Annotated in this window: 27 protein-coding genes; 13 read left to right on the top strand and 14 right to left on the bottom strand. The window is 61.4% G+C overall.

Annotation, left to right across the window (positions count from 1 at the left end; genetic code table 11):
• Positions 1-19: 19 nt before the first annotated feature.
• Genes ACYQ6M_RS22865 through modB form a run of 4 tightly spaced genes read right to left on the bottom strand, consistent with a single transcriptional unit; the run spans position 20 to position 5,032 of the window.
• On the bottom strand, positions 20-1,354 hold the full coding sequence (locus tag ACYQ6M_RS22865; protein ID WP_023002313.1) for a sigma-54-dependent transcriptional regulator: 1,335 nt from the start codon (positions 1,352-1,354) through the stop codon (positions 20-22).
• Between the two features lie 16 nt (positions 1,355-1,370).
• Positions 1,371-3,167 carry a sensor histidine kinase gene (locus ACYQ6M_RS22870; RefSeq protein ID WP_023002314.1) on the bottom strand — a complete coding sequence of 599 codons (1,797 nt, stop codon included), beginning with the start codon at positions 3,165-3,167 and terminating at the stop codon, positions 1,371-1,373.
• 43 nt (positions 3,168-3,210) lie between these two features.
• The gene (gene modC / locus ACYQ6M_RS22875) at positions 3,211-4,332 is read right to left on the bottom strand and encodes a molybdenum ABC transporter ATP-binding protein (protein WP_460075803.1); all 1,122 of its coding nucleotides are present in this window, start codon (positions 4,330-4,332) and stop codon (positions 3,211-3,213) included.
• Positions 4,325-5,032, bottom strand: coding sequence for a molybdate ABC transporter permease subunit (gene modB, locus ACYQ6M_RS22880; protein ID WP_055660401.1), 708 nt, complete (start codon positions 5,030-5,032; stop codon positions 4,325-4,327). The genes modC and modB overlap by 8 nt, the downstream gene beginning before the upstream one ends.
• Positions 5,033-5,269: 237 nt before the next feature.
• On the opposite strand from modB, the gene ACYQ6M_RS22885 reads away from it, so the two are divergent.
• Positions 5,270-5,692, top strand: a complete 423-nt coding sequence (locus ACYQ6M_RS22885; protein WP_460075806.1) for a GNAT family N-acetyltransferase — start codon at positions 5,270-5,272, stop codon at positions 5,690-5,692.
• 100 nt (positions 5,693-5,792) lie between these two features.
• Positions 5,793-6,260: a DUF1203 domain-containing protein gene (locus ACYQ6M_RS22890; RefSeq protein WP_168691707.1), complete on the top strand. Its 468-nt coding sequence runs from the start codon at positions 5,793-5,795 to the stop codon at positions 6,258-6,260.
• Here the strand turns inward: ACYQ6M_RS22890 and ACYQ6M_RS22895 are convergent, their stop codons facing one another.
• A complete protein-coding gene (locus ACYQ6M_RS22895; RefSeq protein ID WP_460075808.1) occupies positions 6,261-6,908 on the bottom strand; it encodes a pyridoxamine 5'-phosphate oxidase family protein in 648 nt (215 codons plus the stop codon).
• On the opposite strand from ACYQ6M_RS22895, the gene ACYQ6M_RS22900 reads away from it, so the two are divergent.
• Genes ACYQ6M_RS22900 through ACYQ6M_RS22910 form a run of 3 tightly spaced genes read left to right on the top strand, consistent with a single transcriptional unit; the run spans position 6,907 to position 8,450 of the window.
• A complete protein-coding gene (locus ACYQ6M_RS22900) occupies positions 6,907-7,086 on the top strand; it encodes a hypothetical protein (protein WP_460075810.1) in 180 nt (59 codons plus the stop codon). The genes ACYQ6M_RS22895 and ACYQ6M_RS22900 overlap by 2 nt on opposite strands.
• Positions 7,087-7,133: 47 nt before the next feature.
• Positions 7,134-7,979 (top strand): isocitrate lyase/PEP mutase family protein, encoded by an 846-nt coding sequence (locus ACYQ6M_RS22905; RefSeq protein WP_075284142.1) that lies wholly within the window; start codon positions 7,134-7,136, stop codon positions 7,977-7,979.
• A gap of 6 nt (positions 7,980-7,985) precedes the next feature.
• On the top strand, positions 7,986-8,450 hold the full coding sequence (locus tag ACYQ6M_RS22910; RefSeq protein WP_460075812.1) for a GNAT family N-acetyltransferase: 465 nt from the start codon (positions 7,986-7,988) through the stop codon (positions 8,448-8,450).
• Positions 8,451-8,557: 107 nt separating this feature from the next.
• On the opposite strand, the gene rsgA is transcribed toward ACYQ6M_RS22910, so the two are convergent.
• Positions 8,558-9,652, bottom strand: a complete 1,095-nt coding sequence (gene rsgA / locus ACYQ6M_RS22915) for a ribosome small subunit-dependent GTPase A (protein ID WP_460075814.1) — start codon at positions 9,650-9,652, stop codon at positions 8,558-8,560.
• Between the two features lie 199 nt (positions 9,653-9,851).
• Entirely contained in the window at positions 9,852-11,021 is a 1,170-nt protein-coding gene (locus tag ACYQ6M_RS22920; protein WP_075284145.1) for a citrate/2-methylcitrate synthase, read from the bottom strand.
• Between the two features lie 76 nt (positions 11,022-11,097).
• Between ACYQ6M_RS22920 and ACYQ6M_RS22925 the strand changes: the two genes are divergently transcribed.
• Positions 11,098-12,201: a citrate synthase/methylcitrate synthase gene (locus ACYQ6M_RS22925; protein ID WP_460075816.1), complete on the top strand. Its 1,104-nt coding sequence runs from the start codon at positions 11,098-11,100 to the stop codon at positions 12,199-12,201.
• Positions 12,202-12,222: 21 nt separating this feature from the next.
• On the opposite strand, the gene ACYQ6M_RS22930 is transcribed toward ACYQ6M_RS22925, so the two are convergent.
• Entirely contained in the window at positions 12,223-13,161 is a 939-nt protein-coding gene (locus tag ACYQ6M_RS22930; RefSeq protein ID WP_460075818.1) for a LysR family transcriptional regulator, read from the bottom strand.
• Between the two features lie 149 nt (positions 13,162-13,310).
• Here ACYQ6M_RS22930 and ACYQ6M_RS22935 point away from each other — a divergent pair, with 149 nt between their 5' ends.
• From ACYQ6M_RS22935 to ACYQ6M_RS22945, 3 genes are read left to right on the top strand one after another with little or no spacing between them, the layout of a single operon-like run.
• Positions 13,311-14,486 (top strand): cytochrome P450, encoded by a 1,176-nt coding sequence (locus tag ACYQ6M_RS22935; protein ID WP_460075820.1) that lies wholly within the window; start codon positions 13,311-13,313, stop codon positions 14,484-14,486.
• A gap of 50 nt (positions 14,487-14,536) precedes the next feature.
• A complete protein-coding gene (locus ACYQ6M_RS22940; protein ID WP_370199691.1) occupies positions 14,537-14,860 on the top strand; it encodes a 2Fe-2S iron-sulfur cluster-binding protein in 324 nt (107 codons plus the stop codon).
• 29 nt (positions 14,861-14,889) lie between these two features.
• The gene (locus ACYQ6M_RS22945; RefSeq protein WP_235814946.1) at positions 14,890-15,957 is read left to right on the top strand and encodes a TRAP transporter substrate-binding protein; all 1,068 of its coding nucleotides are present in this window, start codon (positions 14,890-14,892) and stop codon (positions 15,955-15,957) included.
• A gap of 160 nt (positions 15,958-16,117) precedes the next feature.
• Here the strand turns inward: ACYQ6M_RS22945 and ACYQ6M_RS22950 are convergent, their stop codons facing one another.
• A complete protein-coding gene (locus ACYQ6M_RS22950) occupies positions 16,118-16,861 on the bottom strand; it encodes a tellurite resistance TerB family protein (protein ID WP_023002329.1) in 744 nt (247 codons plus the stop codon).
• A 151-nt stretch (positions 16,862-17,012) separates the two neighbouring features.
• Here ACYQ6M_RS22950 and ACYQ6M_RS22955 point away from each other — a divergent pair, with 151 nt between their 5' ends.
• On the top strand, positions 17,013-17,552 hold the full coding sequence (locus ACYQ6M_RS22955) for a hypothetical protein (RefSeq protein ID WP_145903837.1): 540 nt from the start codon (positions 17,013-17,015) through the stop codon (positions 17,550-17,552).
• Between the two features lie 4 nt (positions 17,553-17,556).
• On the opposite strand, the gene ACYQ6M_RS22960 is transcribed toward ACYQ6M_RS22955, so the two are convergent.
• Positions 17,557-18,024, bottom strand: a complete 468-nt coding sequence (locus tag ACYQ6M_RS22960; RefSeq protein ID WP_023002331.1) for an Lrp/AsnC family transcriptional regulator — start codon at positions 18,022-18,024, stop codon at positions 17,557-17,559.
• Positions 18,025-18,151: 127 nt separating this feature from the next.
• Here ACYQ6M_RS22960 and hppD point away from each other — a divergent pair, with 127 nt between their 5' ends.
• Positions 18,152-19,264, top strand: a complete 1,113-nt coding sequence (hppD, locus tag ACYQ6M_RS22965) for a 4-hydroxyphenylpyruvate dioxygenase (RefSeq protein WP_023002332.1) — start codon at positions 18,152-18,154, stop codon at positions 19,262-19,264.
• Positions 19,265-19,805: 541 nt separating this feature from the next.
• On the opposite strand, the gene ACYQ6M_RS22970 is transcribed toward hppD, so the two are convergent.
• The 4 genes from ACYQ6M_RS22970 to rsmI form a co-directional block, all read right to left on the bottom strand.
• Positions 19,806-20,135, bottom strand: a complete 330-nt coding sequence (locus ACYQ6M_RS22970) for an antibiotic biosynthesis monooxygenase family protein (RefSeq protein ID WP_460075824.1) — start codon at positions 20,133-20,135, stop codon at positions 19,806-19,808.
• A gap of 96 nt (positions 20,136-20,231) precedes the next feature.
• The gene (gene gshB / locus ACYQ6M_RS22975; RefSeq protein WP_023002334.1) at positions 20,232-21,176 is read right to left on the bottom strand and encodes a glutathione synthase; all 945 of its coding nucleotides are present in this window, start codon (positions 21,174-21,176) and stop codon (positions 20,232-20,234) included.
• A gap of 368 nt (positions 21,177-21,544) precedes the next feature.
• Complete coding sequence (locus ACYQ6M_RS22980) at positions 21,545-21,949, bottom strand: YraN family protein (protein ID WP_460075826.1); 405 nt, start codon at positions 21,947-21,949, stop codon at positions 21,545-21,547.
• A complete protein-coding gene (gene rsmI, locus ACYQ6M_RS22985; protein ID WP_370199697.1) occupies positions 21,949-22,863 on the bottom strand; it encodes a 16S rRNA (cytidine(1402)-2'-O)-methyltransferase in 915 nt (304 codons plus the stop codon). The genes ACYQ6M_RS22980 and rsmI overlap by 1 nt, the downstream gene beginning before the upstream one ends.
• A gap of 189 nt (positions 22,864-23,052) precedes the next feature.
• Here rsmI and ACYQ6M_RS22990 point away from each other — a divergent pair, with 189 nt between their 5' ends.
• Entirely contained in the window at positions 23,053-24,276 is a 1,224-nt protein-coding gene (locus tag ACYQ6M_RS22990; RefSeq protein ID WP_023014453.1) for a penicillin-binding protein activator, read from the top strand.
• A gap of 36 nt (positions 24,277-24,312) precedes the next feature.
• Positions 24,313-25,539 (top strand): bifunctional phosphopantothenoylcysteine decarboxylase/phosphopantothenate--cysteine ligase CoaBC, encoded by a 1,227-nt coding sequence (gene coaBC / locus ACYQ6M_RS22995; protein WP_460075828.1) that lies wholly within the window; start codon positions 24,313-24,315, stop codon positions 25,537-25,539.
• The last annotated feature ends 41 nt before the right edge of the window (positions 25,540-25,580 follow it).

Consider the following 25,580-nt stretch of genomic DNA (forward strand, 5'->3'; position numbering starts at 1 on the left):
CAAGGAAATCAGGTCATTGTCAGACGGAAAGCGCTTCGTCCTTGCCGAGACCGTATTTGCGCATTTTCTCGTAAAGCGCCTTTCGCGAGAGCCCAAGGTTCTCGTAAGTGGGCTTGATGGCACCGTCGTTGCGCTTGAGTTCGGCGACGATCAACGCCCGTTCATATGTCGCGACCTGTTCGAACAAGGTGGATCCGGCCCCGCTGCTGGGCGCGTTGACCAGCTCGACACCGAGCACGAAACGATCGGCGACATTGCGCAACTCGCGGACGTTCCCCGGCCAGTCCCGCGCCATCAGCTCGGCGAGATATTCCTCGTTGATGTCCGGGATCTCGCGCCGGTAGCGTGCCCGGGCTTCCACCGCCAGATGCCGGAACAGGAGGGGGATATCCTCCAGCCGGTCTCGCAACGGTGGAATGGCAACGTTGACGACATTGAGCCGGTAGAACAGGTCCAGCCGGAACCGGCCTTCCTTGCCGGCGGCCTCAAGGTCTTCCTTGGTGGCCGCGATGAAGCGCACATCCAGTTCGATCGCCTTGTTGGAGCCGAGCCGTTCGATTGTCCGGGTCTCGATCACGCGCAGCAGCTTGACCTGCAGTTCCAGCGGCATGGATTCGATTTCGTCCAGAAACACGGTGCCCCCATGGGCATGTTCCAGCTTGCCGATGCGCTGTCCGCTGGCACCGGTAAAGGCGCCCTTCTCGTGGCCGAAGAGTTCAGATTCGATGATTTCGGCGGGAAGCGCCCCGCAATTGAGGGCGACGAAAGGCTTTTCCTTGCGGGGACCTTCGTCATGCAGTGCCCGGGCGACCACCTCCTTGCCGGAGCCGGTCTCCCCCAGGATCAGCACATCGGCATCGGTTGCCGCCAGGGCCGTGACATTGCGGCGAAGCAGTTCCATGGCGGCGGTGCGCCCCACGAGACGGCTTTCCAGGCCCGTTCGGTCTGCCAGTTCCTCGCGCAGCTTTCGGTTTTCCAGCACCAGCCGGCGCTTGTCGAGCGCGCGTTCCACTACGGAGGCAAGGCGCGAAACGGAAAAGGGCTTTTCCATGAAATCATAGGCACCGGCGCGCATGGCCTCGACCGCCAGTGGCACATCGCCATGGCCGGTGATCAGCACCACGGGCAGGGCGGGATCGATCTCGAAGGCCCGCTTCATGACCTGGAACCCGTCCGTCCCGGGCATGCGAATATCTGTAACAAGCACGCCGTAGAACCCGCGGTTGACCCGCTCCAGGGCTTCTTCCGGTTCGCCGGTCGCAAACACCGCCTGGCCGGACAACTCCAGCCCCTGGCTCAAGGAGCCGCGCAGGTCCGCTTCATCGTCAATCAGTAGGACGGTCGCCTGATCCATTAACGCCTATCTCATTTCATTCCGCTGCAAGGACATGCTCATCGGCCACCGGCAGGCGCATGGTGAACACCGCACCGCCACCGTCGCGATTCGCCGCCTTCAGCGATCCGGAAAAGTCATGAACGATCTTGTAGGCAATCGACAAGCCCAGCCCGAGCCCGGCGCCGACATCCTTGGTGGTGAAAAACGGGTCGAAGATCTGCGGCAGCACATCGGCATCGATGCCTGTGCCATTGTCACTGACGGTCAGAACCGCTTCGCTGCCTTCCTGCCTCAGTTCCAGCCGCACTTCGGGCATGGCAAGCGATGCGGCGTTGCCGCTGACCGCATCCAGAGCGTTGGACAGGAGATTGATGACCACCTGCTCCAGGCGGATGCGCCCGCCCTTGACGATGATATCCTCCGTCGGCAGCGCCAGATCGAGACGCACCTTGCTCTGCTTGATATGTGGCTGCAGCAGAAGCGTTGCCTCGTCGATCACCTGACGCAGGGACACCGGCTTGATGTCGGTGCCCGACTTGCGGGTGAAGCCTTTCAGCGTCTTGGCGATTTCGGCCATGCGGCTGACCATGCCTTCGATCCGCGAGAGATTGCCGAGGGCTTCGTCCGCTCGCCCCCGCTCGATCAGCATGCCTGCCACTTCGGCATCGGAACGGATAGCTGCCAATGGCTGGTTGTACTCGTGGCTGAGAGCCGCAGACATCCGGCCGAGCGTTGCGAGCTTGGCTGCCTGCACGAGTTCGGCCTGGGCCAGACGCAAATCGGCTTCAGCCTGTTCGCGCTCGCGCACTTCCTGTTCCAGAAGGACGTTGGTGCGGCGAAGATCCGCTGTCCGTGATTGCACACGGCGCTCCAGGCGCAGTGCGCTCGCCCGGTTGCGCCGTTCCTGGCGCACGAATTCTTCCCGCCTGACGATCAGGATGGCGATACCTCCGGCGGCGATCACACAGACCAGAAGCGCGACCAGCATGGCCCAACCGGATCGCTGGCGGGCATCCTCGATCGTCACAAGCGTTCTGACCTGCCAACCGAGAACGGCCAAGTTCTCCGTCAATTGCAGGTAATAGTAGGGCGACGGCGTTGCCGGCAGCAGGACCTCGATGCGCTCCGCCACCGACATGTCGGCGATATCCCGGCCGACAGAAAGCTCGTCCATCCGTTTGCCGCGCCATGCGGGCACATTGGTGACCACAATCCGGCCACTGCCATCCAGCGCGACCAGCGGTTCCTTGCTGAGTGCCCAGGCTTGTTCGACGTCTTCCAGACTGACCCGGACGGCAATCACGCCGACGATGGAGCTGCCCCGGCGCAACGGCGAGGCGAAGACATAGTTCGATGCGGCCTCTGGCGTACCGGGGATGAGCTGCCGGCCGAGCTGGCCCTGTAGGGCCTGTTCGAAGGCATGTCCGATGCGTTCCGCCCCGCCGAAGGAGCCCGTCGGCACACCATCCTGGCTGGAGACCACGACATTGCCTTGCCTGTCCATCAGCCAGATCTCTTCCGCGCCCGACATGCCGGCAGCGATCGCGGCGATGCCGGGGTCTCCAGACCTGCCCGTGCTCATCAGCAACTGACCGATATCCGGACCACGTGCCAACAGCGGCGACAGCAGGCGGAACTTGTCGAGAAGTCTTTCGAGAACGGCTGTCTGAACCGCAAGATTGGCCCGCGCACCGGTTTCCACCTCCGCAAGCGTGATCCGCAAGCTGGCAAGCCCGGTCAGCCACATCAGTGCGACCGTCGACAGGATCGCCGCCGCTCCGATACCGATCTTCAGCCTGCGCCAGGTCCGGCGCTTGGTCTTGCGCAACATCGCGTCAGTATAAACAAGCCGCGCGCCGCGTGAAGCGGGAGCCTTATCCAGCGAAATCCTCCCCGGTCGCCGTGTCCGACAGGGCCGGTGCGCGCTGGCGCCGGTCAATGGCAACGCTCTTGATCAGAACCGTGACGTCCTTGCCGGTGTGGAGATCGAGGTCGGCAACGGACGCGCGGGTGATGCGGGCACGCAGCACCTGACCGTTGACGGAGCAAAGGATTTCCGCATAGGGACCGCTTTCACTTGAAATACTGCGGATTGTCGCCGCGAAGGCATTGCGGATGGATAGGCCCTCCGGCGGCTTGACCGCCAGGGCAACGTCCCTGGCCCGGATGCGCAGGCGCACAGCATCGCCCGGCACGGCGGCCATATCCGGTATCTGCAGTGTGGCTCCGCCGATATCGACATCGGTCAGGCCCCAGTCCGGGTCACATCTGGTGACGGTGCCTTCCAGCAGCGCACTGGCCTCGTGACGGCCGGTTGCCCGGCCCAGATCGGTCCGGGCGAGCATGTCGGCCACCGGTCCGAAGGCGGGCGTGCGTCCATCCGACAGGATCACGAGCGTGTTGGACAGGCGCGCCACTTCCTCGATGGAATGGCTGACGTAGAGGATCGGGATTCCCGCCTCCACGCACAGACGGTCCAGATAGGGAAGAATGTCGTTTCGCCGCGCCTGATCGAGATTGGCCAGCGGCTCGTCCATGATCAGTAGCCGCGGGTCCGACAGAAGCGCCCGCCCGATGGCCACCCGTTGCCTCTCGCCGCCAGAAAGAGTTCCGGGCTTTCGCTCCAGGAGCCCGCCCAACCCCAACAGATCGACCACTTCGGCCATGTCCCGGGTTCCAGGCCTGCGGCCTGCCCAGCGCGCATAGGTGAGGTTCGAGGCAACGCTGAGATGCGGAAACAGCCGGGCATCCTGAAAGACGTGACCGATCCTGCGCGCCTGGACCGAGAGGTTGATACTCTTGTTCGCGTCGAAAAGGGTCGTGCCGTTGACGGTGATATGTCCGCTGAGCGGCTTGATCAGCCCGGCGATCATGTTGGTCAGAGTTGTCTTGCCGGCGCCCGACTGGCCGAAAAGCGATGTCACCCCGCCACGGCTGTTGAACCGGGCTTCAAGATCAAGCTGACCGACACGGCCGGTGATGTCGACATCAAGCATGACCGCCCCCCATGCGCGCGCGCAATCGGCGCGCCAGTGCTTCCGAGGCGATCAGCGCCGCAAAGGCGACAAAGGCCGCAATCAGCGTCAGGCGGAAGGCAGCCAGTTCTCCACCCGGGGTCTGGGTGGCGGTATAGAGCGCCAGAGACAGGGTTCTTGTCTCCCCCGGAATGTTGGAGACGAAGGTTATGGTGGCACCGAATTCGCCCATGGCCTTTGCAAAGCCCAGGATCGCGCCACCGAGAATGCCCGGCAGGGCAAGAGGCAGGGTGACCGTCAGAAAGGCGGTCAGGCGATGGGCACCGAGAGACTTGGCCGCTTCTTCCAGTTTCGGATCCACGGCTTCGAAGGAAATTCGGATCGGCCTGACCATCAAAGGAAAAGCCATCACACCGGCAGCAAGTGCGGCACCGGTCCAATTGAAGGCGAAGGTGACACCGAAGACACTGTCCAGAAACGATCCGACCGGACCCTTGCGGCCAAAGGTCAGCAGCAGCACGTAGCCCGTGACCACCGGTGGCAAGACGAGCGGCAGATGCACAAGAGCATTGACGGCGCCGTGGCCGGTGAACCGGTAGCGGGCAAGTACGAAGGCCATCAGAACGGCAAGCGGCAGCGCGACAGCGAGGGCGGCAGAAGCGACCTTGAGGGTCAAGAGAAGGGCCTGCCATTCCCCGGGCTGGAGATTGAAAAAATCCACGTCTGCTCAGTCTTCTCGTTCCGGTACGCGGCCGAATTTTCTCAGCCACCTGCCGTTATCGGTTAGAACACCGCAGGAACGCAAGATGTCGTTTGTCTTGAGCCTTCAATGCAAAGCAGCGTGCCTGGGGTCAACAGCCCCTTGTCCGGCTTGAGCATGTCTATTCCGATGGCCAGCGCCGGTGCGATCGGCTAGGGTCGCGTTCCCTCCTTGTTGCAGCCGATTCCAGGACACTGCATGACAATCTCGCTGAAGACCCAGGTCCCCGACGTCGATACCTATTTGCGCCTGCGGGTCGATTCCGGGCTGAGCGGCTACGGCAGGGACGCGGCGGAAATCGGGTTGAAGAACAGCCTGTTTTGCGTGATGCTTTATGACGGCGATGAAGCGATCGGCATGGGGCGTCTCATTGGTGACGGCGGCTGTTTTGTCCAGGTGACGGATATCGCGGTTTTGCCCGCCTACCAGGGGCAGGGCCTTGGCAAGCGCATCATGGCAGCCCTGACTGCCCATATCGAAAGCGCATTCCCGCCCTCGACCTATGTCAGCCTGATCGCCGATATTCCGGCCAATGCGCTTTATGCCCAATTCGGCTTTGAAGAAACCGCGCCGGTTTCCCTGGGTATGGCACGTCGGGCAGGTGTCAAAAACCCGGCCTGACAGACCGGCAGCAGGAAAATATATTCCCGCTCGCAAATCGGGTCGTTTGGGCGTTTTGAGCCGCCTAGGGTCTTCTCACAACCATTGAGGAGACAACACCATGTTTCAGATCGAGCCTCTTCCCGCCACCGAATTTGCACATTTGAGCAGCCTGAGTGACACGGAACTCGCGCAGAAGGGCATTCAGGTGCACATTTCGGACGGAGCGTTTCCCTGCCGTGTGTCACTTGCCGATGCAGCCCCGGGTACCCGGGTTTACCTGCTCAATTTCGAACATCAACCTGGCGAAACGCCCTACCGCTCCCGGCATGCGATCTTTGTCGCCGATGGCGCGAAAGAAAACCATCCGGACCCGGACACGATCCCGGAAGTCGTGGCGAAGCGCCTGCTGTCGGCCCGTGCCTTCAACCGGGCCCACGAGATGATCGACGCGGAAGTCGTTGAAGGCCGCGAGCTTGAAGGTGTCATCCGGACGTTCTTCGACAATCCGCAAGTCGACTACATTCACCTGCATTTTGCTCGCCGCGGCTGCTACGCGGCAAGGGTTTCACGCACCGCATGGACCTGATCAATAAAGCCTGAGCAAGCCTTCGGAGGTGGCTTCTTCCAGAAGCGCCTCCGGGGTCTGTTTCAGCTTGCCATGCCGGATCATCGCATCGCCGATGTCGCCCAGGTCATCAGCATTGCGCCAGCTTTCCGGTTGCCAGATCTTCGAGCGGACCATGGCCTTCGGGCAATGCATGAATGCCCGGGTGATCTCCACTGCCAGCGCCATCGCCGGCTGTTTGCCCTCCACCTGCATCCGCTCCAGCAACCAGGCATCCCGGACGATGCGGGCTCTGCCCGACACCCTCAAGGTCTCGCCCTTGCCCGGGATCAGAAAAATAAGTCCGACGCGCGGGTCCTTCAGCAGATTGTGGTAGCTGTCGAGGCGGCGGTTTCCGGGGCGGTCGGGGATCGCCAGCAGTGTGTCGCTCAAGACGGTGACAAAACCGGCCGGGTCCCCCTTGGGACTCACATCGATCACGCCTTCCGGATCAACCGTCGCGATCAGGCAGAAGGGGGATCGTGCAATGAACTGCCTGCACAGGCTATCCAGTGCCTTGATCTCCTTTACCCTCACCTTTTCGGGCGCGGTTCCGGCATGGGCTTCGAGCTGGTCAACTGTTGTTATCGGGTCGTTGAAATCTGCAAGTGTCGTGGGATCTTCCGGCATGGCAACCTCCCTGGATCTGCCTGCTGGCGCTTTCACCATCAAACGGCGCTGCGACCGCAAAGACAAGGCGTTTCGCTGGAATCACGGTTTTTCCAAACTGGCGCCCCGATTCTGGCTAAACTGGATCTTACCTGAGCATCATCGCACCCATCATAAAGGGATCGCATTGCCGATTTAAACTTTAACGGTAATCTTTGCGAAATACACCTCAAGGGAGATCCGGCCATGCCGACCGCAGCCAAACGCCGTGCCGCCTTCAAAGCTCTTCACGAAAAAGGGCGTGCTTTCCTGATGCCGAATCCCTTCGATATCGGTACAGCCCGCATCCTGGACGGGTTGCGGTTTGACGCGATGGCCACGTCCAGCGCCGGATATGCCTGGACGCAAGGCGTGAAGGATGCCGAAGGACTGATCACGCGCGACGATGCGCTCGGACATGCCGCCGACATCATTGCCGCGACCAGCGTGCCGGTGAACGGTGACCTGGAGAACGGGTTCGGCGACAGCCCGGACGATGTGGTGGCAACGGTCAAGGGGGCGATCGAGGTCGGTCTCGCCGGCTGCTCCATCGAGGATTACACGACCGATCCGAAACATCCCTACTACGATCTGGAGCTGGCTGTGGAGCGGATCAAGGCGGCGGTGGATGCCAAGAACCGGCTGGCGCCGGATTTCGTTCTGACTGCCCGCAGTGAAGGACCCGTCCAGACACAGCATGAACTTGACGAGACGATCAAGCGGCTGAACGCCTTTGCAGAGGCGGGTGCAGATTGCGTCTATGCACCGGAGCTGAAGGACAAGGAACAGATTGCCGCCGTTCTGGCCGCCGTGAAAGCGCCGATGAACGTCCTGGCCGGGCGCAAGAACTTCCACCTGACCCGCAAGGAACTGGGCGACATGGGCGTTACGCGTGTCTCCATCGGGGCAGGTCTGGCACGGCTTGCCTACCGCGCCTTCATTGCCGCTGCCGAAGACATGAAAGACGGTGGCACGTTCGGCTGTTTCGACAGGACCGAAACCATGCCGGAAGGAATTCCCGATTTCGAATCCTTCATGAAAACAAGGCCCTGATCCCTAATGGACGCCTCACAGGTTTCCGAAGGCTTTGGCCTGGCGAACCCGGGTGATGCAGTCGCAATGACCGAACTCGCCCGGCGGGCCTATGCGCATTATATCCCGGTCATCAACGCCGTGCCCGTGCCAATGACCGCCGATTATGCCGCGCATATCCGGCAGGACGACGTCTGGGTGCTCCGCTCCGGCACCTCTCTTGCCGCCAGCCTTGTTCTGATCCGGCATCCGGACCATCTCCTGATCGAAAGCATTGCCGTTGATCCGGAAGAGCAGGGCAAGGGCTGTGGCAGGCAGCTGCTCGACTGGGCGCGGCGGCGGGCAGCGGACTTCGGGCTGAGCGAAATCCGGCTCTATACCAACGTGCTCATGACCGAAAACCGGGCCTGGTACCAGCGTGCGGGCTTCACGGAAACCCATGAGGAACAGCGCGGCGACAAGCGGATCGTCCACATGCGGCTGACACTGTGACCAAACCGCTTGCCAACTCCGGGTGCGCTGGAAAGCATTGATCCGGGGCTGGGCAGAGCCCGACCCCGGATGGCAGCAGCTACGTAAGCCTTGGCCTTCCAGACCCGCTACTCCGCGCCCCAGGTTTTCTGCTTCTTCTGCTTAATGACGCTTCGGACCATCTTGCCGAATGCCCGGTCCTTGGACCTGCGCTCCGCCAGACTTGCAGAGTTGAAGGCTTCTTCCGCCTTCAGCTTTCGCCACCTGTTCAGCCGGCCAGGTTCCAGGGTGCCCTCCTCCAGCGCGGCCTGAACGGCGCAACCGGGCTCCGTTTCGTGCCGGCAGTCATTGAAGCGGCAACGGGATGCCAGCTCGTTCAGATCCGAGAACAGATCATCGATCCCGGCTGCCACATCCGTCAGCTGCAGTTCCCGCATGCCCGGTGTATCCAGCACCAGACAGCCGCCTGGAACCACGTGAAGTTGCCGGTGGGTCGTCGTGTGACGGCCCTTGGCGTCGTCTTCGCGAATAGCCTGCGTGGCTATGTCCTCGGTGCCGGAAAGCGCGTTGGTTAGCGTCGACTTGCCGACGCCCGAAGAGCCAAGGAAGGCAACTGTTTTGCCCGGCTTGCACCAGGCCGCGAGTTTCAGGCCCGGCTCATCGCCGCGCGCGTCCAGCGTCACGACCGGAACCGAATTCGAAATCGTCCGAGCCTGATCGACATAGTTTTCCGGATCGCTCGCCAGATCCGACTTGGTCAGGACGATCACCGGATCGATACCGGCCTCGAACGCAAGCGCGATGTACCGCTCCAGCCGAGCAATATTGAAGTCCTGATTGCAGGAAGACACCACGAACACCGTGTCGATGTTGGCTGCGATCAGCTGGATCTGTCGATCGGTTCCGGGTGCACGACGTTTGAGCAGGCTCTGCCGCTCCAGCACCCGGCTTGATGGCGGATGAGCGCGGTCCAGCAGCAACCAGTCGCCTACCGTGGCGTTCCTGACAGGCAGGATCGCTTCGTCCAGCCCTTCGCCGACCACGTGAAGCGCGTTTCGATGGACCTCGACAACACGGACGGGCGGTGTTGCCGTCAGCTCGTCGGAGCTGATCTGTTGTGCAAAATAGGGCCGCCAGCCAAGTGAAAGAAGCCGTGAAGTGTTTTTGTCCGGCCCATCGTTTTTGGGGCGTGCGGGAATGAAGTCGGAATAGTTCCGTACCATTGGATTGTCTCGTGAATTAAACACACGTCATCGGGCGCCCGCCAAGGCACCGGTTCATGTATTCAAGGCTCTCTGATCTTCAGAGAGCCTGCTCACGCAATCTCTGACATCCAATCTCCATGGGACGCACCTCGAAAGTGCCCGATACAAGTAGTCGCAAAGACGCCCCGATACAAGCATCCCGCAAAAGTGACCAGGCTTATTCCGGTCGCTCGCCGACATAGGCGGCCCGAGGCCGGATCTGTTCCGGCGCCGCGTATTGCTCCAGCGCATGAGCGATCCATCCGGTCATGCGGGCAGCGCAGAAGATGATCTTGCCGGCGTCTTTCGGCAGGTCATAGGTCTTTTGTGTGGCCGCCAGGGCAAGATCGATGTTCGGCGCTTCGCCGAACAGGTCACGCGCGACCGTAATCAAACCCGGCAGACGCTGAACGAAGGGATGCGCGGGCTCGCTGCGGTAAAGCACGTCGAGCAGGCAAGCGGCGCGCGGATCCGGACCGCGGTAGATTGTGTGACCGAAGCCGGGCAGGGGCTCGCCCCGGCTCAACCGGTCCGAAAGCAGGGTTTCTATGTCGGTGTCCGGCCCGACATCGGACAGCCATGCCGTTGTCCTGTCGGATGCAGCACCGTGGCGCGGACCGGCAAAGGCCCCCAGACCGGAAATGAGCGCCGCGTGAAGGGGCGCCCGGGTGGAGGCAGCGCAGCGCGTCGCGAAGGCACTGGTGTTGAGCTCGTGGTCGGCACACAGGATCAGCGCCGCCCGGATCACGTTCTTCGCCGAAGACGACACGCCGAAAGCGTTGGCAATCTGCGTGTGGATCGGCACGTCGACCGGATCTGCGTTGAGGAGAGCTGCAACCGCGTAGCGCAGCAGGGCAGCGCCTTTCACCTGCAGAAGCTTGGGTGCCTGGGTGTAGGCCGCCTTGTCCTGCAGCGGCCAGGCGGCAAGGGCGACCATCAGCCGGTCCAGCGGCGCAAGCCCTTCCGGCAGGTTGGGCGGGGGCAATGGAGCGCTTTCGGCAAACGGGTCTTCCTGCGACGCCCAGAGCAGGGTCGCCACGGTTTCAAGCGTGGAGGTTTGCGCCAGATCGACCGCCGGCCGGCCACGATAGACCGGACCGGCTTCCGAAATCAGCGTCAGTTCGGTTTCAAGCACCGGGTCGCCGGTCAAGGGCCGAGCACCGGAGTAGTCGTCGGCAGCCTTGCGGCCTTTCATGCGGCGCACATCCACCGCATCGTAGCGGCGCTGCTTGCCCGGGCCGGCAACGGAATTGATCAGCCCCCGGCTGACGTAGGCGTAGAGAGTCGCGGGCTGAACACCAAGTTCGGCAGCGGCTTCTCGGGCGGACAGGTAGATCGGCTTGCTCATACATTGATTTTAATTATCAACATTGATCAATGCAATCTTCTCTTTCTATCTGACCGGGAAAGAAAAGGAGATAGCCATGACCGAAGCGCCGAACCCCGCCCGGATGACGCCGGACCCGATTGCCGGTTTGGAGGGCGTTGTTGCCGCCACCACCATGCTCAGCCATGTCGACGGCCAAAAGGGTGTCCTCATCCTCTATGGCCGCCATATCGAAGATCTGGCCGGCAAGCTGAGCTTCGAGGAGGCCGTCCGGCATCTGTGGCAGGATTTCCAGATGCCTGAGGCCTCGTCCCTGCGTGAGGCTTTCGGTGAAGCCCGGAGGGCCGCCTTTGCCGTCATGCCGGTTCTTGAAGCTGCCCCTTCCAGCCTCGGCGTTTATGAGCGCATGCAGCTGGGCCTGGCTGCCTTGCCGATGTCCACCGGCCTGCCCGACGCGATTGCGATCAGCGGCGCATTGCCCGTCTTTCTGGCTGCGTCTCACCGGGTTGCCAGGGGACAGACGCCGATCGCACCGGACAGCACCCTGGAAACCGCAACCGATCTTCTGCGCATGCTGACGGGTGAGCTGCCACCTGCCGACCATGCCGCCGCGCTCAATCGCTATCTGGTGACAATCCTGGATCACGGGCTGAACGCTTCCACCTTCACGGCGCGCGTGATTGGCTCGACCCAGGCGAACCTGAAACAGGCCGTTCTTGGTGCAATGGGCGCCCTCAGCGGACCGCTGCATGGCGGCGCGCCGGGCCCTGTGCTGGACATGATCGATGCTATCGGCAGTCCGGAAAACGCAGCTGCCTGGATCGGCGAAGCCTTGGCACGCAAGGAGAGGTTGATGGGATTCGGTCACCGGATCTACAGGACAAGGGATCCGCGCGCGGACGTCCTGAAGGCAGGGCTGCGCCTGCTTGGGCCTGAGAATCCGAAAGTGCGTCTGGCGGAGGAGATCGAACAGGCAGCGCTTGCCGCACTGAAAACTGCCAAGCCCGACCGGCCGCTGGAAACCAACGTGGAGTTCTATACCGCCGTCCTGCTGGACGCGATCGGCATCGACCGGACCCTGTTCACGCCGCTGTTTGCCGTCGGCCGGACACCGGGCTGGTGCGCCCATGTCCTGGAACAACAGGAAACCGGCAAGTTGATCCGGCCATCGTCGCATTATGTCGGGCCGAGCCCCGCGTGACGGAGACCGGCTGAAAGCCTGTTACCGCGAGATACCCAGGCCGGAAGACGGATCATCCGCCTTCCGGGTTCGTGTGTTCAACCGGTAGACCATGTCGCGCACCCACATATGCAGCGGTGCGCGGTGGTTGAGCGTGGTCCACACGAGGCTGATCGTCACCGACGTTTCCACCGGGCAGGGAACCACATGAAGTCCATCCGCAACTGATCTGGACAGCCGTTCCGGCACCGTGGCGACGAGGTTCGATCCGGCGACCAGACGCTCCAGCCCGGCCGGGCTCGGCACGCGCAGGGCGACTTTCAAGTCCTTGTTCATGCGCTCAAGCTCGATGATGTAGCGCGACCGCCATTGACCACCGTAGGTCACAAGCACGTGGTCGAGATCCAGATAATCGTCCAGGCTCAGTGCCGCTCCGGCTTTCGGGTGATCCGGATCGAGCAGGCAGACGTAGCGATCCTGATAGAGGTCGCGCCTGTAGAAATGCGGGTCCGACCGTTCGAACGGACCAAGCAGTAGATCCGCCTCATTGCGCAGCAGGCGCTCGTGACCGATCCCCGACGCATCGATGATCTCCAGGTCCAGGTTGGGCGCTTCGCGCTTCAGAAAATGAACGATTTCCGGAATGATCAGGACGCGTTCATAGAAGTTGCAGGCGATGGTGAAGGTCTGAGCCGCCGTCTTCGGATCGAAATCCGGCGGAGCGACCAGTTGCCGGAACTCGGCCGTCAACCGTTTGGCCTGATGGACGATATCTTCGCAGCGTTGTGTCGGGTGGAGCCGACGGGCCTGGCGGACGAACAGCGGATCCTGAAACACGTCCCGCAGCTTGTTGATCGTGTAGCTGACCGCTGACTGATTGACGCCGAGTTCTTCCGCCGCACGCGTGAACGAACGGAGCTGGTGCACCCAGACCAGAACCTGCAGCGCCCGAAAATCGACTTCCAACGGATCGCCCGGCATCGGCAATTTCCTCCCGGATCCGGCAAGAACACTCACCACAATTTGTAAAATCAAAAAATTCGATGACAACTATAAAGTCAATCGTATTGCCTGATTTTATTCTGCCCGCTTAACCTGCCGTCAGTGCCGGATTTGGGAGGAGAAGGCAGATGGCGGTCGCACCTGTCGACGAAACGCTGACGCTTGCGGACCTGACGCGCGACCCCTATCCGATCTACAAGCGGATGCGGGCCGAAACGCCGATCGTTCAGGTTCCGGCGGCAAACCGTATTTTTCTGACCAAGGCGAAACACACCAAGATGGTGAAGGACGATCCCGAGCTTTACAGTTCGGACGATCCTGTCACACCGATGCGGCGCGCCTTTCTGGCCCACACGCTGATGCGCAAGGACGGCGAGGAACACCGGCGGGAGCGCATGGCCATGCAGCCGGCTTTCTCGCCCAAGGTCATCAAGACAGACTGGGCCGATCTCTACCGCAAGATTGCCGCGGAGTATCTCGACCGGCTGCCACGAGGCGAAACTGTCGACCTCTTCACCGACCTGTGCGGACCGGTGGCGGCACGGATCCTCGCCCACATCCTGGGTCTCGACGAAGTCGGCGACGCCGACATGCAGCGCTGGTCGCAGGTGCTGATCGACGGCGCCGGCAATTTCGGCTTCGCGGATGAACCGTTTGCCCGGTCCGATGCGGCCAATGCCGAAATGGATGCCGAGTTCGACAGCCTGATTGCCCGGCATCTGGCAGAGCCCAACAACTCCGCGTTCTCCGTCATGCTGAATGCCCGCGACCCGATCCCCAGAAGCCAGATCTACGCCAACATCAAGATTGCCATCGGTGGCGGCATCAACGAGCCGCGCGATGCGCTGGCAACCATCATCTATGGCCTGCTGACCAATCCGGACCAGCTTGAGGAAGTGAAGCGGCAGGACGCCTGGGCGGATGCATTCGAGGAAGGTGTCCGCTGGGTCGCGCCGATCCAGGCGTCGTCTCGCCGGGTGACGCGGGATCTGGAAATCGACGGCATCGACATTCCCGAAGGCGTGACACTGATGACCATCCAGGCCTCGGCCAATCGCGACGAGGATCTCTACGAGGACGGCGAAACCTTCAACGTCTTTCGAAAAAAAGCGCCGCATCAGGCCTTCGGCAGCGGCCCGCACCATTGTGCCGGTGCCCATATCTCGCGGCGGACTGTCGGGGAAATCATGCTGCCGATGCTGTTCGAACGGTTCCCCGGCATGACGCTGGACAAGCCCGAAGACGTTGTCTGGAGCGGTTTCGGTTTCCGTGGCCCCCTGAACCTGCCCGTCAAACTGAGCTGACAAAAAGAAACCAACCTGGTCGGGTTAGAGCCGGCTGAAAGGAAAACCGCATGGTGCAGATCACCTTCGTCCAACCGAACGGCAGCCGGAAGACCATAGAAGCGAGCGAAGGGGCGAGCGTCATGGAAACGGCTGTCAGCCACGGGGTCGATGGCATCTTTGCCGAATGCGGCGGGGCCATGATGTGCGCCACCTGCCATTGCTACGTGGACGAGGCGTGGAGCGACAAGACCGGCGCGCGCACGGACGACGAGGAAATCATGCTGGAATGCGCGGCTGCCGACTTGCGCGAAACATCCCGCCTGTCCTGCCAGATCAGGCTGACCGGTGCGCTCGACGGACTGGTGGTGCATCTGCCGGACGAGCAGGCGTGAGGAAACGATTTCGAACAAGGGAGGAAACCATGTCGAAGTACCGGATGATGAGATCGGTGGCCGCAGGTGCGCTCACCGTGGGAGCGGTTGCCGTGGCCGCGCTTTCACTGAGCCTTACGGCGGGCCAGGCCGTGGCAGCGGAGGTCACGCTGCGGCTGCACCAGATGCTGCCGGCGCAAGCCAGTGTGCCGAAGAACATCCTTGAACCGTGGATGGCCAGGATCGAGGAAGAATCGGGCGGGCGGATCGAGTTCCAGCATTTCCCCGCCATGCAGCTTGGCGGTAAGCCGCCGGAACTGGTCGACCAGGCCATCGACGGCATCGCGGACATCGTCTGGACCTTGCCTGGCTATACGCCCGGCCGCTTTCCAAGGACGGAAGTCTTCGAACTGCCCTTCGTCATGACCAATGCCGAGGCCGTGTCGCGTGCCTTCTGGCAACTGGCGGAAGAAACCATGCTGGACCAGGACTTCAAGGACATGAAGGTTCTGGGGCTCTGGGTGCATGGACCCGGGCTGATCCACTCCAAGGACCCGATCGACTCGCTCGACGACCTGAACGGCGTGAAGCTGCGGGCCCCGACGCGGGTGACCAACGACATGTTCAGTTCACTCGGGGCAACACCTGTCGGCATGCCTGTACCGGCGGTTCCGGAAGCCCTGTCCAAGGGCGTTATCGATGCCACCGTTGTGCCGTGGGAGGTGACCGGCGCGCTCAAGATCAACGAACTCGTCAGCAACCACACGGATTTCGGTGACGATGCTCTTTACACGGCAACCTTCGTGCTGGGCATGAACCGGGCGGCCTATGACGGACTGCCCGACGACCTGAAGGCGATCATCGACAAGAATTCCGGTCTTGAACTGTCCGGATTCGCAGGTGGTCAGATGCAGCGGGACGATGCCAAGCCTCGCGACGAAGCGATCGAGAAGGGGGCGACGATGATTGTCCTTCCACCGGAAGAGGTTGCCCGCTGGAAGGAAGCCTCGGCACCGACGATCGAAAAATGGGTGGCCGAAATGGACGAAAAAGGCATGGACGGCACAGGGCTTTACAACCGCGCCATCGAGCTGATCGAGGAGAACACCGGGAAATAGCCGGCCAGGGGTGGTGTGCGGCTCCCCCACAGGGCTGCGTGCCTTTAGGCTCGCTTCGCGGCTTGCCTTTTCGACGGCCGCGCGGCATGTGCCGGTTATTCAGGGCGTCCTGTGATCTGTGGTCACGGGACGCCCGATTTTATTTACGCTTTACTGATGGTCATCCCGCCATCTGCGCTTCGCGAACGGCGTATTCGATCTCCTGAACGAGGCCATCCTCCAGACCAAGCCGGGCAGCGAGCATCTGCAGGTAAGCCTTTTCCGCCGGATGATCCGGATCGATGGCAAGACGCGACGCGGCGTAGATTTCGGCCGCAGTCTCCTCACAAGTTGCACTGGCCACGACCTTGTCCAGATCAAGCGGCGAGCGTAATTCGTCCATCAGGAACGCCTTCGCCTCGCTGTCCAGTCCGGCCTCGTCGATCTTGTCGAAAATCCGGTCCTGTTCGTCGCGATCAATATGACCGTCAGCCTTTGCGGCGGAGATCATTGCCGTCAGCAAAGCGATTGCGGCCTGATGTTCGCCGCCCGGATGCTCGCACGGATCGAAGGCGGTGCCGCGCGGTGCTTCCAGCGGGATCGGATCATCGGCCGGATACTGTGGGCGCGGCGCGTTCTGCTGATTGGCCTTGTGGCCCTGGTAGGCCTTGTAGGCAAGGCCGGCAACCAGTGCGAGGCCGCCGTAGGTGACTGCCTTCTTGCCGAGCTTGCGTCCGCTCTTGCTGCCAAGCATGAGACCGGCCAGGCTGCCGAGTGCCAGACCGCCACCCTGGGACGACAGAAAATCCTTGCCCTGGGACAGGAGATCTCCGGATCCACCCTTGCGGGCAGTCCCGCGCTGGCCGGATTGACCACCGCCCTGGGTCCCCAGAAACTGATCCAGCAAGGATTTTGCGTCGAACATATTCGGCTCCTTAAAATTGCCGCGTGAAGCGGCTTAAATCACGGTTGCACTATCAAATGGGATTTTCTGCAAGGGACGCAAGTTTGCGTTACACTCGGTCACACTTCTCCAATCCACAATGCTTGTCTTCCAGGCAACAACGAGAACAATCTTGAACTTCCTCGCCTCAGTCCGCAGTCTTTCCCTACGATGCTGCCTCATCGCCGGGACTTTGGGGAGCGGGAGTGCGCATGCCCTGTCGCTGAACGACGAGGCCGATACCTACCGCAAGATCTGGCAGGAGGATCTGCTGAGCGCCTATTCGCGCACGCTTGCCGATGCAGGCGAAAGCACGACCGGCAATCTTTATGCCTTCAACATCAAGGGCTGCTCGCGTGAAGACGCGCCCGGAAGCCTGCTGTACATCCATGCGATCCAGGACCGTGGCCAGCCGCGCGGCAGCGAGTTTCCGACCTATGTCTTCACCTCGGGAACAAGGCAGGACAAACCGGAACTCGCATTCAAGACCTTTGCGGGAAAACGGATCTATCTCTCCGACACGATCACCTGTGAACCGGAGCGATGTCTTCTCTCCGGCAAGACCGGGTTTTCAGATGTCTGCCTGGCGGACCCATACGGCAACCCGGCACCGGATCTCAAAGGCCTGCGCAAGGATTTCTGGACCGATCTCATGGGCTGGCTGGGGCTTTGAGCGGTCATTTCAGCGGCAGCAGATTGTCGTCCTTCAGTGTTTCCATGGCAATGGACGAGCGCACATGATGGACCGCCTCCTGAGGCAGTAGCTCGTCGTTGATGATGTGGCTGAGCGCCTTCAGGTCCGGCACCACGATCTTCAGCATGTAATCGACATCGCCGGTCAGCGTGTGGGCCTCCTGCACTTCCGGCATCGCGGTCACCATGTTGCGGAACTTGCGGGCGTTTTCCCTGGAATGCGCGCCAAGCGTCACGCCGACATAGGCCGTCACCATCAGACCCAGGGCTTCCGGATCCAGTGCCGCCCGGTACCGGCGGATAATACCCGCTTCTTCCAGTTTCTGCCGCCGCCTGGAAACCTGGCTTGCGGACAGGCCGATCACGTCGCCCAGTTCGGCATTGGTGAGGGCGGCATTGTTCTGCAAGGCGGCGAGCAGCTTCACATCAAAGCCATCCAGCGCAATTGTCATGCGTCACTCCGAAATTTCCTGCATGTTTCGTGCATCATCTTACGCGAAAACACGTGGATTGCACACACACTGCGCGTCCTTCGCGGCATTCTGGTTTCAATGACCCGTTTTACCGAGGAGGACTTTCATGGGACCGTTCCCGCACGACGCGCCGCCGGCACAGATCACGTCTGAAAATCCGGCAGGGACCGATGGCTTCGAATTTGTCGAATTCGCCCATCCGGAACCGGAAAAGCTGGACGAACTGTTCCGCAAGATGGGCTACCTCCCCGTTGCAAAGCACAAGAGCAAGAACATCACGCTCTATCGCCAGGGTGACGTCACATACGTGCTGAATGCCGAACCGGGCAGCTTCGGCATGAAGTTCGTGGACACGCACGGCCCGTGCGCGCCTGCCATGGCCTGGCGCGTCGTCGATGCGCAAAAGGCGTTCGAGCATGCGGTTGCCAAAGGTGCGACGCCTTATGAAGGCGACGACAAGACCCTGGACGTTCCGGCAATTGTCGGCATCGGCGGCTCGCTGCTTTATTTCGTCGATACCTACGGCGCCAAAGGCTCGGCCTATTCCAGGGAATTCAACTGGCTGGGCGAGTTCGACCCGAAGCCGCAGGGCGTCGGTTTCTATTATCTCGACCACCTCACCCACAACGTCTATCGCGGCAACATGGACAAGTGGTGGGACTTCTATCGCGACCTGTTCAACTTCAAACAGATCCATTTCTTCGACATCGACGGGCGGATCACCGGTCTCGTCAGCCGCGCGATCACCAGCCCTTGCGGCAAGATCCGTATTCCGCTGAACGAATCCAAGGACGATACCAGCCAGATCGAGGAATACCTGAAGAAGTACAACGGCGAAGGCATCCAGCACATTGCTGTCGGCACGGACAACATCTACCAGAGCACGGACCTTCTGGCGGACAACGGCCTGAAATTCATGCCCGGCCCGCCGGAAACCTATTATGAGATGTCCCATGCCCGGGTGAACGGCCATGACGAGCCGATCGAGCGGATGAAGCGCCACGGCATCCTGATCGATGGTGAGGGTGTGATCGACGGCGGCATGACCAAGATCTTGCTGCAGATCTTCTCCAAGACCGTGATCGGCCCGATCTTCTTCGAGTTCATCCAGCGCAAGGGTGACGAAGGATTTGGCGAAGGCAATTTCCGCGCCCTGTTCGAATCGATCGAGGAAGACCAGATCCGCCGCGGCGTCATCAAGACTGAAGCAGCCGAATAATCCCACTTGCAGGTTGCTTCTGAAAGGCCGCTGTCCTTCGGGAAAGCGGCCGTTGTTTTGCCTTGCGGGCCAGATTATTCTTTTTCCGATGCAGCAAAGCCCGGACCCGGCTCAGGACTTGATCTTGTTTGCACGGCCCGAAGGAGTGGCCGCCCTGCCAAGCGACATGCCCCAGGGGAACACGAAAAGTCACACCATTTCCGGGTGTTGCGCCTCGCTGACAGCGCGATCCGGGGTTTCAGCGGGTATCAATGGAAAAAAATCTTGAGCGTCCTTGGCCGGATTAATCCCGTATTTTCAATACGATAACGACAGCCTGAAGTAGAAATTTGAAAAATTTCACGTGAATCACGTTTTTCCAAGGAACGATTCCATGTGGAACGGGTTTTACATACAGAGGCTGCCGAGTAGGCCCTCTGTTGCATTGTCTAAGCACAAACTCTTTATACCTCCGCACCCCCATGCGGAGGTTTTTTTTGCTTTGACGCGGGCTGTGCGCGCGACCTCCGCATGCGGGTATTCCCGTTCGTACCGTCAGACATCAGACAGCGCTCATGTTCGCCATGACCGCCTTTGCACCGATTTGCTTCAGGAAGGCCTGCGGGTCGAACGCGACCTTGCGGTATTCGTCTGCAATCCGGGCTTTTGCCTCCAGAAAGACCTCTTCGTTCTGCCATTCGACAAAGGTGACGAATTTTGCCATCCCCTCGCCGGAAGGCTGCTCAAGCACAAGGTTCTGGCGGCACCCTTCAATGTTCTGAAGCAGGCCGCGAATGACATTGAGCCGTTCCAGCAGAACGTCGCGCGCCTCAAGCGGCACTTCAAAGCGGTCAACGCGGTAGATAGGCCGGGATTCCGTGTCCGATTTCATGCTTTTCTCCTTGGGATCTGAAAGGAGAAAAGCTCTACAACCTCAACTTAAATTGAGGTCAAGCGGATATTCGAACTGGCTGGCGGGAAGGGCTGCTCAGCCCTTCACTTTCGCTTCCAGCACGTCCCAGACCATCCCAGCCACATCCGGTCCGCCGAGATTGCGGATGGCGCGGATGCCTGTGGGGGCGGTGACGTTGATTTCTGTCAGGTTGCCGTCGATGACATCGATCCCGACCAGGATCAGGCCCTTCTCCTTCAGCGAAGGCCCGAGGCGCGCACAGATCTCGCGTTCGCGCTCGGTCAGCTCACTGTCGGTCGGCGCACCGCCCCGCACCATGTTGGAGCGCAGGTCGCCCGCGGCCGGAACGCGGTTGACCGCACCGGCGAACTGGCCATCAACCAGCAGGATGCGCTTGTCGCCGTGCTTCACATTGGGCAGGAACTGCTGAATGACCCAGGGCTCGCGGAAGGTCGCGGCAAAGAAGTCGTAGAGCGAACCGTAGTTGAGGTCATCCTGGGTGATGCGGAAGACAGCCGCGCCACCATGGCCGAACAGCGGCTTCATGACGATGTCGCCGTATTCCTTCCGGAACAGATCGATTTCCGACTTGTCCTTGGTGATCAGGGTCGGCGGCATCAGGTCGGCGAATTCGGTCACGAACAGCTTTTCCGGCGCGTTGCGAACGGCTGCAGGATCGTTGACCACCAGAGTGTCCGGATGGATCTTTTCCAGAATGTGGGTCGCGGCGATGTAGGAGAGGTCAAACGGCGGATCCTGGCGCATCAGCACCACGTCCATCTCGCGCATGTTGAACCGGCTCTTTTCACCCAACGTGAAGTGATCACCCTTCACATCGCGCACTTCGATCGGCTCCAGTGCGCAGAACACTTCGTCACCGCGCATCGCCAGACGGTCCGGCGTGTAGTGATAAAGTTCATGTCCGCGAGACTGTGCTTCCAGCATCATTGCGAAGGCGCTGTCGCCGGCAATGTTGATGGACGAAACATGGTCCATCTGGACCGCAACTTTCAAAGCCATGAGGCAACTCCCGGCGGGCGGCGCCGCTTGAGCGCCTTTGGGATTTTCAGAACGATTGGTCCAGATATGCGGTGCGCAGTCGGCTTTGTCCAGAGGGGGAGGTCAGAAGGATCCGAGTTCGGTTCCTGTGGCTCCGGGCACCGGCAAATGAGGTGAAGTCTCTCGGCCATAGTCAGCATCAACCCGGTGACCGACAGGAGACCCGGGGCCTGTTCGTTTCAAGAGCGCGCCCAAGGTGACGCAAATATCCGGGACATTGAGACCACTGTGAGCAAGCAGGGCAGCGAGCAAGCCCCGGATCCGCGCTGCGCTTGTCCGGCGTGACGCCGAAGGTGAATATCTCGGCAGCCGAAAAATTGCGCCCCGAACTACTCCCAGGCCTGAAACGCATTCACGATCCGCTCGGGCAACGCGCGGGGTCGGACGACGATAATATCGAAGCGCAGGGTGAAGAACCCGGCCTTGGGGTGTTCCGTGACGAAGATCTTCGCGGCACGCGAGATGCGCTTCTGGCTGGCGGGCGTGACGGCTTCCAGCGCCGCCTGCCGCGATTTGCGGGCCTTGACCTCGATGAAGGCGACTGTCTTGCGCCGCTTGGCGATGAGATCGATCTCGCCAGCCTTTGTCTTGTAGCGGCGCTTGAGAATGCGCCAGCCGGTGAGGCGCAGGTACCAGGCGGCAAGGGTTTCGGCAGAAAGGCCCAGGGCATGTGCCTGGCGGCGGCGATCGGTTTCTGCCGGTTGCCTTTCCGCTCCGCCGGGACGACGTGCCATCAGGCGTCGTCCGCCTTCAGTTCCAGCGCGCGTTTATAGACCTCGTTGCGGTCAAGCCCCGTCGCTTTCGAGATTTTCTTGGCTGCGGCACTGACCGGCATTTCGGTGAGCGCCTCACTCAGCAAGGCATCCAGATCGTCCACCTCGGCTTCCGGCTTGTCTTCCGGCGGCCCGACAAGAATGACGATTTCACCCTTGACCTGCCGGCCCTCGAACCGGGTGCTCAGGTCTTCCAGAGTGCCACGCTCGAAGGTTTCGAACCGCTTGGTCAGCTCGCGCGCGACGACGGCTTCGCGGCCGGGGCCGAGCAGTTCCGCCATCAGCGCCAGGGTCGCGGCGGTGCGATGGGGAGATTCAAAGAAAATCAGCGTCGAAGGCACTTTGGCCAGCTCTTCCAGCCGCCGGGACTTCGGGCCTCCTTTTTGAGGCAGGAAGCCGGCGAAAAGCACCGTGTCGCTCGGCAGACCCGCGGCGACAAGGCCAGCCAGCGGCGCCGACGCACCGGGGATCGGGATGACTTTATGCCCTTCTGCGACCACATCACGCACCAGCCGGTAGCCCGGGTCGGAAACCAGAGGCGTGCCAGCATCGGACACCAGCGCCACGGCGCGGCCTTCCGCCAGAGCTTCCAGGATCTTCGGCCGCTGCTTGTCGGCATTGTGTTCGTGATAGGGGAGAAGCGGCGTCTTCAGCGAAAACCGCTGGGTGAGCGTTGCCGTGACCCGCGTATCCTCGCAAGCGATTACGCTTGCTGCAGCAAGCGTTTCCAGGGCCCTGACGGTGATATCACCGAGGTTGCCGATCGGTGTGGAGACGATGTAGAGCGCGGGTTCCAGATTGGGTGCAGTGAAGACATGTTCGGAGAGGCTGTAGCGGTTCTTGTCCGCAGCCGGCCCGGCTGTTTCCTTGACCATGTCGCCTTTCCTCTTGTCCGCCGCGAATTGCAGCATCGGCCCCGTTTGCGCCCTTGCGCTAGCCTTTCAATACAACCGATGCAAGGCAAATCCACCGTTGATCGGGCCGATATGCCATTGAAAGGCCACTAAATCTTTACAGGCCTGTAGCGAATACGTAAGTCTTTCCCAAAGGGTGAACCAACAAATATGGCAAGTGCAAGACGGGGCGACATCGTGCAACAGCACAGACGTGTTTTCTTGAAAACGGCGCTGGCTGGAGCCAGCACGATGTTGCTAGGTGGCTGCATGGGGTCCACGCTCGGCTCTCTGCCGGGTGACCAGATCCAGCCAAGTGCCCAGCCGCAACCGACTGGTGAAATCATCGGAACGGGCGGGGTGCGCATCGGATTGCTGTTGCCATTGGCAAGCTCCGACGGCAATGCCTCCATCGGTACGGTATTCAAGAACGCCGCCTCTCTGGCGCTGCAGAACTTCCCGAGCGCGGATGTGCAGTTGCTGGTGAAAGATACCGGCGGCACGTCCGAAGGCGGACGCGCGGCAGCGCAGGCTGCCATTTCGGAAGGCGCGGAACTGATCCTTGGCCCGGTGTTCTCACCGGCGGTATCCGGCGCTGCGCAGGCTGCGCGGGCAACCGGCGTTCCGGTCATTGCCTTCTCTACCGACACCTCCGTCGCATCCCGGGGCGTCTATCTGCTCAGCTTCCTGCCGGAAAGCGACGTGAAACGGGTTGTCGGCTATGCCAACAGCCAGAAGAGACATTCCTATACCGCCCTGATCCCCGAAGGCTCCTATGGTGCCATCGTCGAGGCGGCGTTCCGCCAGGAAGTCGGCCGCGGAGCAGGCAGGATCGCATCGATCCAGCGCTATTCCATGAACGGATCGGACACATCCGATCTTGTTGCCAAGACCACGGCGCTGAAATCGGTTCTGAACAATGCAGACGCCCTGTTCGTACCGGCCGGGGGCGGTGTGCCGGCGGTTGTCGTGCAGACCCTGGTCAGCCAGGGCGCCAATCTGGGCAATGTGAAATTGCTCGGGACCGGACAGTGGGACTCTCCCCAGGTCAAGAACAACCCGGTGCTTGCCGGTGCCTGGTTCGCCGGGCCGGAGGACAAGGGTTTCCTGGCCTTTGCCCAACGCTACCAGAGCATCTACGGCTCCGCGCCGCCGCGCAATGCCAGCCTGGTCTATGACGGTGTCACGCTGGCCGCAGGCCTGATCCGCTCCGCCGGACAGCAGCGCTTCCAGCAGAACATCATCACAAACCGCGATGGCTTCATCGGCATTGACGGATTGTTCCGCTTCCAATCCAATGGCCTCAACCAGCGGGGCCTTGCCGTCTACCAGATCACCGGGCAGGGCACACAGGTGATTTCTCCGGCACCACGGGATTTCCGCACCGGATTCTGATCTTATCCGCCGACACCCTAGGAGTGCTGAGTTAAGATGCTGAGCGGCAAACAGATCGTCCTGATCATCAGCGGCGGCATCGCCGCCTACAAGTCCCTTGACCTGATCCGCAGGCTGAAGGAACGCGGCGCCCGAGTGATCCCGGTGATGACGAAAGGCGCGCAAGAGTTCATCACGCCTCTGGCTGCCGGGGCTCTGGCCGCGGAAACCGTCTTCACCGACCTGTTCGACCGGCAGGCCGAGCACGACGTCGGCCACATCCGCCTGGCCCGCGACCACGACCTGATCCTGATAGCGCCTGCCACCGCCGATCTGATGGCCAAGATGGCCCACGGGATTGCCGACGATCTGGCGACAGCGGTGCTGCTGGCAACCAACAAGCCTGTTCTGGTTGCCCCTGCCATGAACCCGAAGATGTGGCAGCATGAGGCGACCAAGCGTAACCGGACGATACTCAAGGCGCGTGGCATTGCCTTTTGCGGCCCAGCATCCGGCGAAATGGCGGAAAGGGGCGAAGCCGGCACCGGCCGGATGAGCGAGCCGCTGGAGATCGTGGCAGCTGCCGAGGCCGTACTGCGGGAAGAAGCGATCCGGGCCGGCAGCCTGCCGCTTGCCGGAAAACATGTTCTGATCACCTCAGGCCCGACCCATGAGCCGATCGACCCCGTCCGCTACATTGCCAACCGGTCTTCCGGCAAGCAGGGCCATGCGTTGGCTCGCGCCGCCTATGAAGCGGGCGCTCGGGTAACGCTGGTGTCTGGCCCGGTAACACTGCCGGACCCGGCCAATATCCATGTCATCCACGTGGAGTCCGCTTCCGCGATGCTAAAGGCGGTGGAAGGCAATCTGCCGGCGGATATCGCCATCATGGCCGCCGCCGTCGCCGACTGGCGTGTCGCGAGCGAGGGGGCCCAGAAGATCAAGAAGGATGGGACCGGCAAACCGCCCGCGCTGGAGCTGACGGAAAACCCGGACATTCTGGCGACTGTCGGTCATCATCCGGACCTGAGGCCAAAGTTGCTGATCGGCTTTGCCGCCGAGACGCAAAACCTGATCGACAATGCCCGTGGCAAGCTGGAACGCAAGAAGGCCGACTGGATCATCGCGAACGACGTCAGTCCGCAGACAGGCATCATGGGCGGCGACGCCAACACCATTCGCGTCGTCAGCCGTGACGGCGTCGAAGACTGGCAGGAAATGGACAAGGGTGAGGTAGCCCGCAGGATCATCGCCCGCGCAGCCGAGGCGCTCGGCTCGGACTGAGCCGAGCCAAACAATTTCACAAACGTACGCGATGAAGGACG

The sequence above is a fragment of the Roseibium sp. ROS1 genome (genome assembly GCF_054658215.1).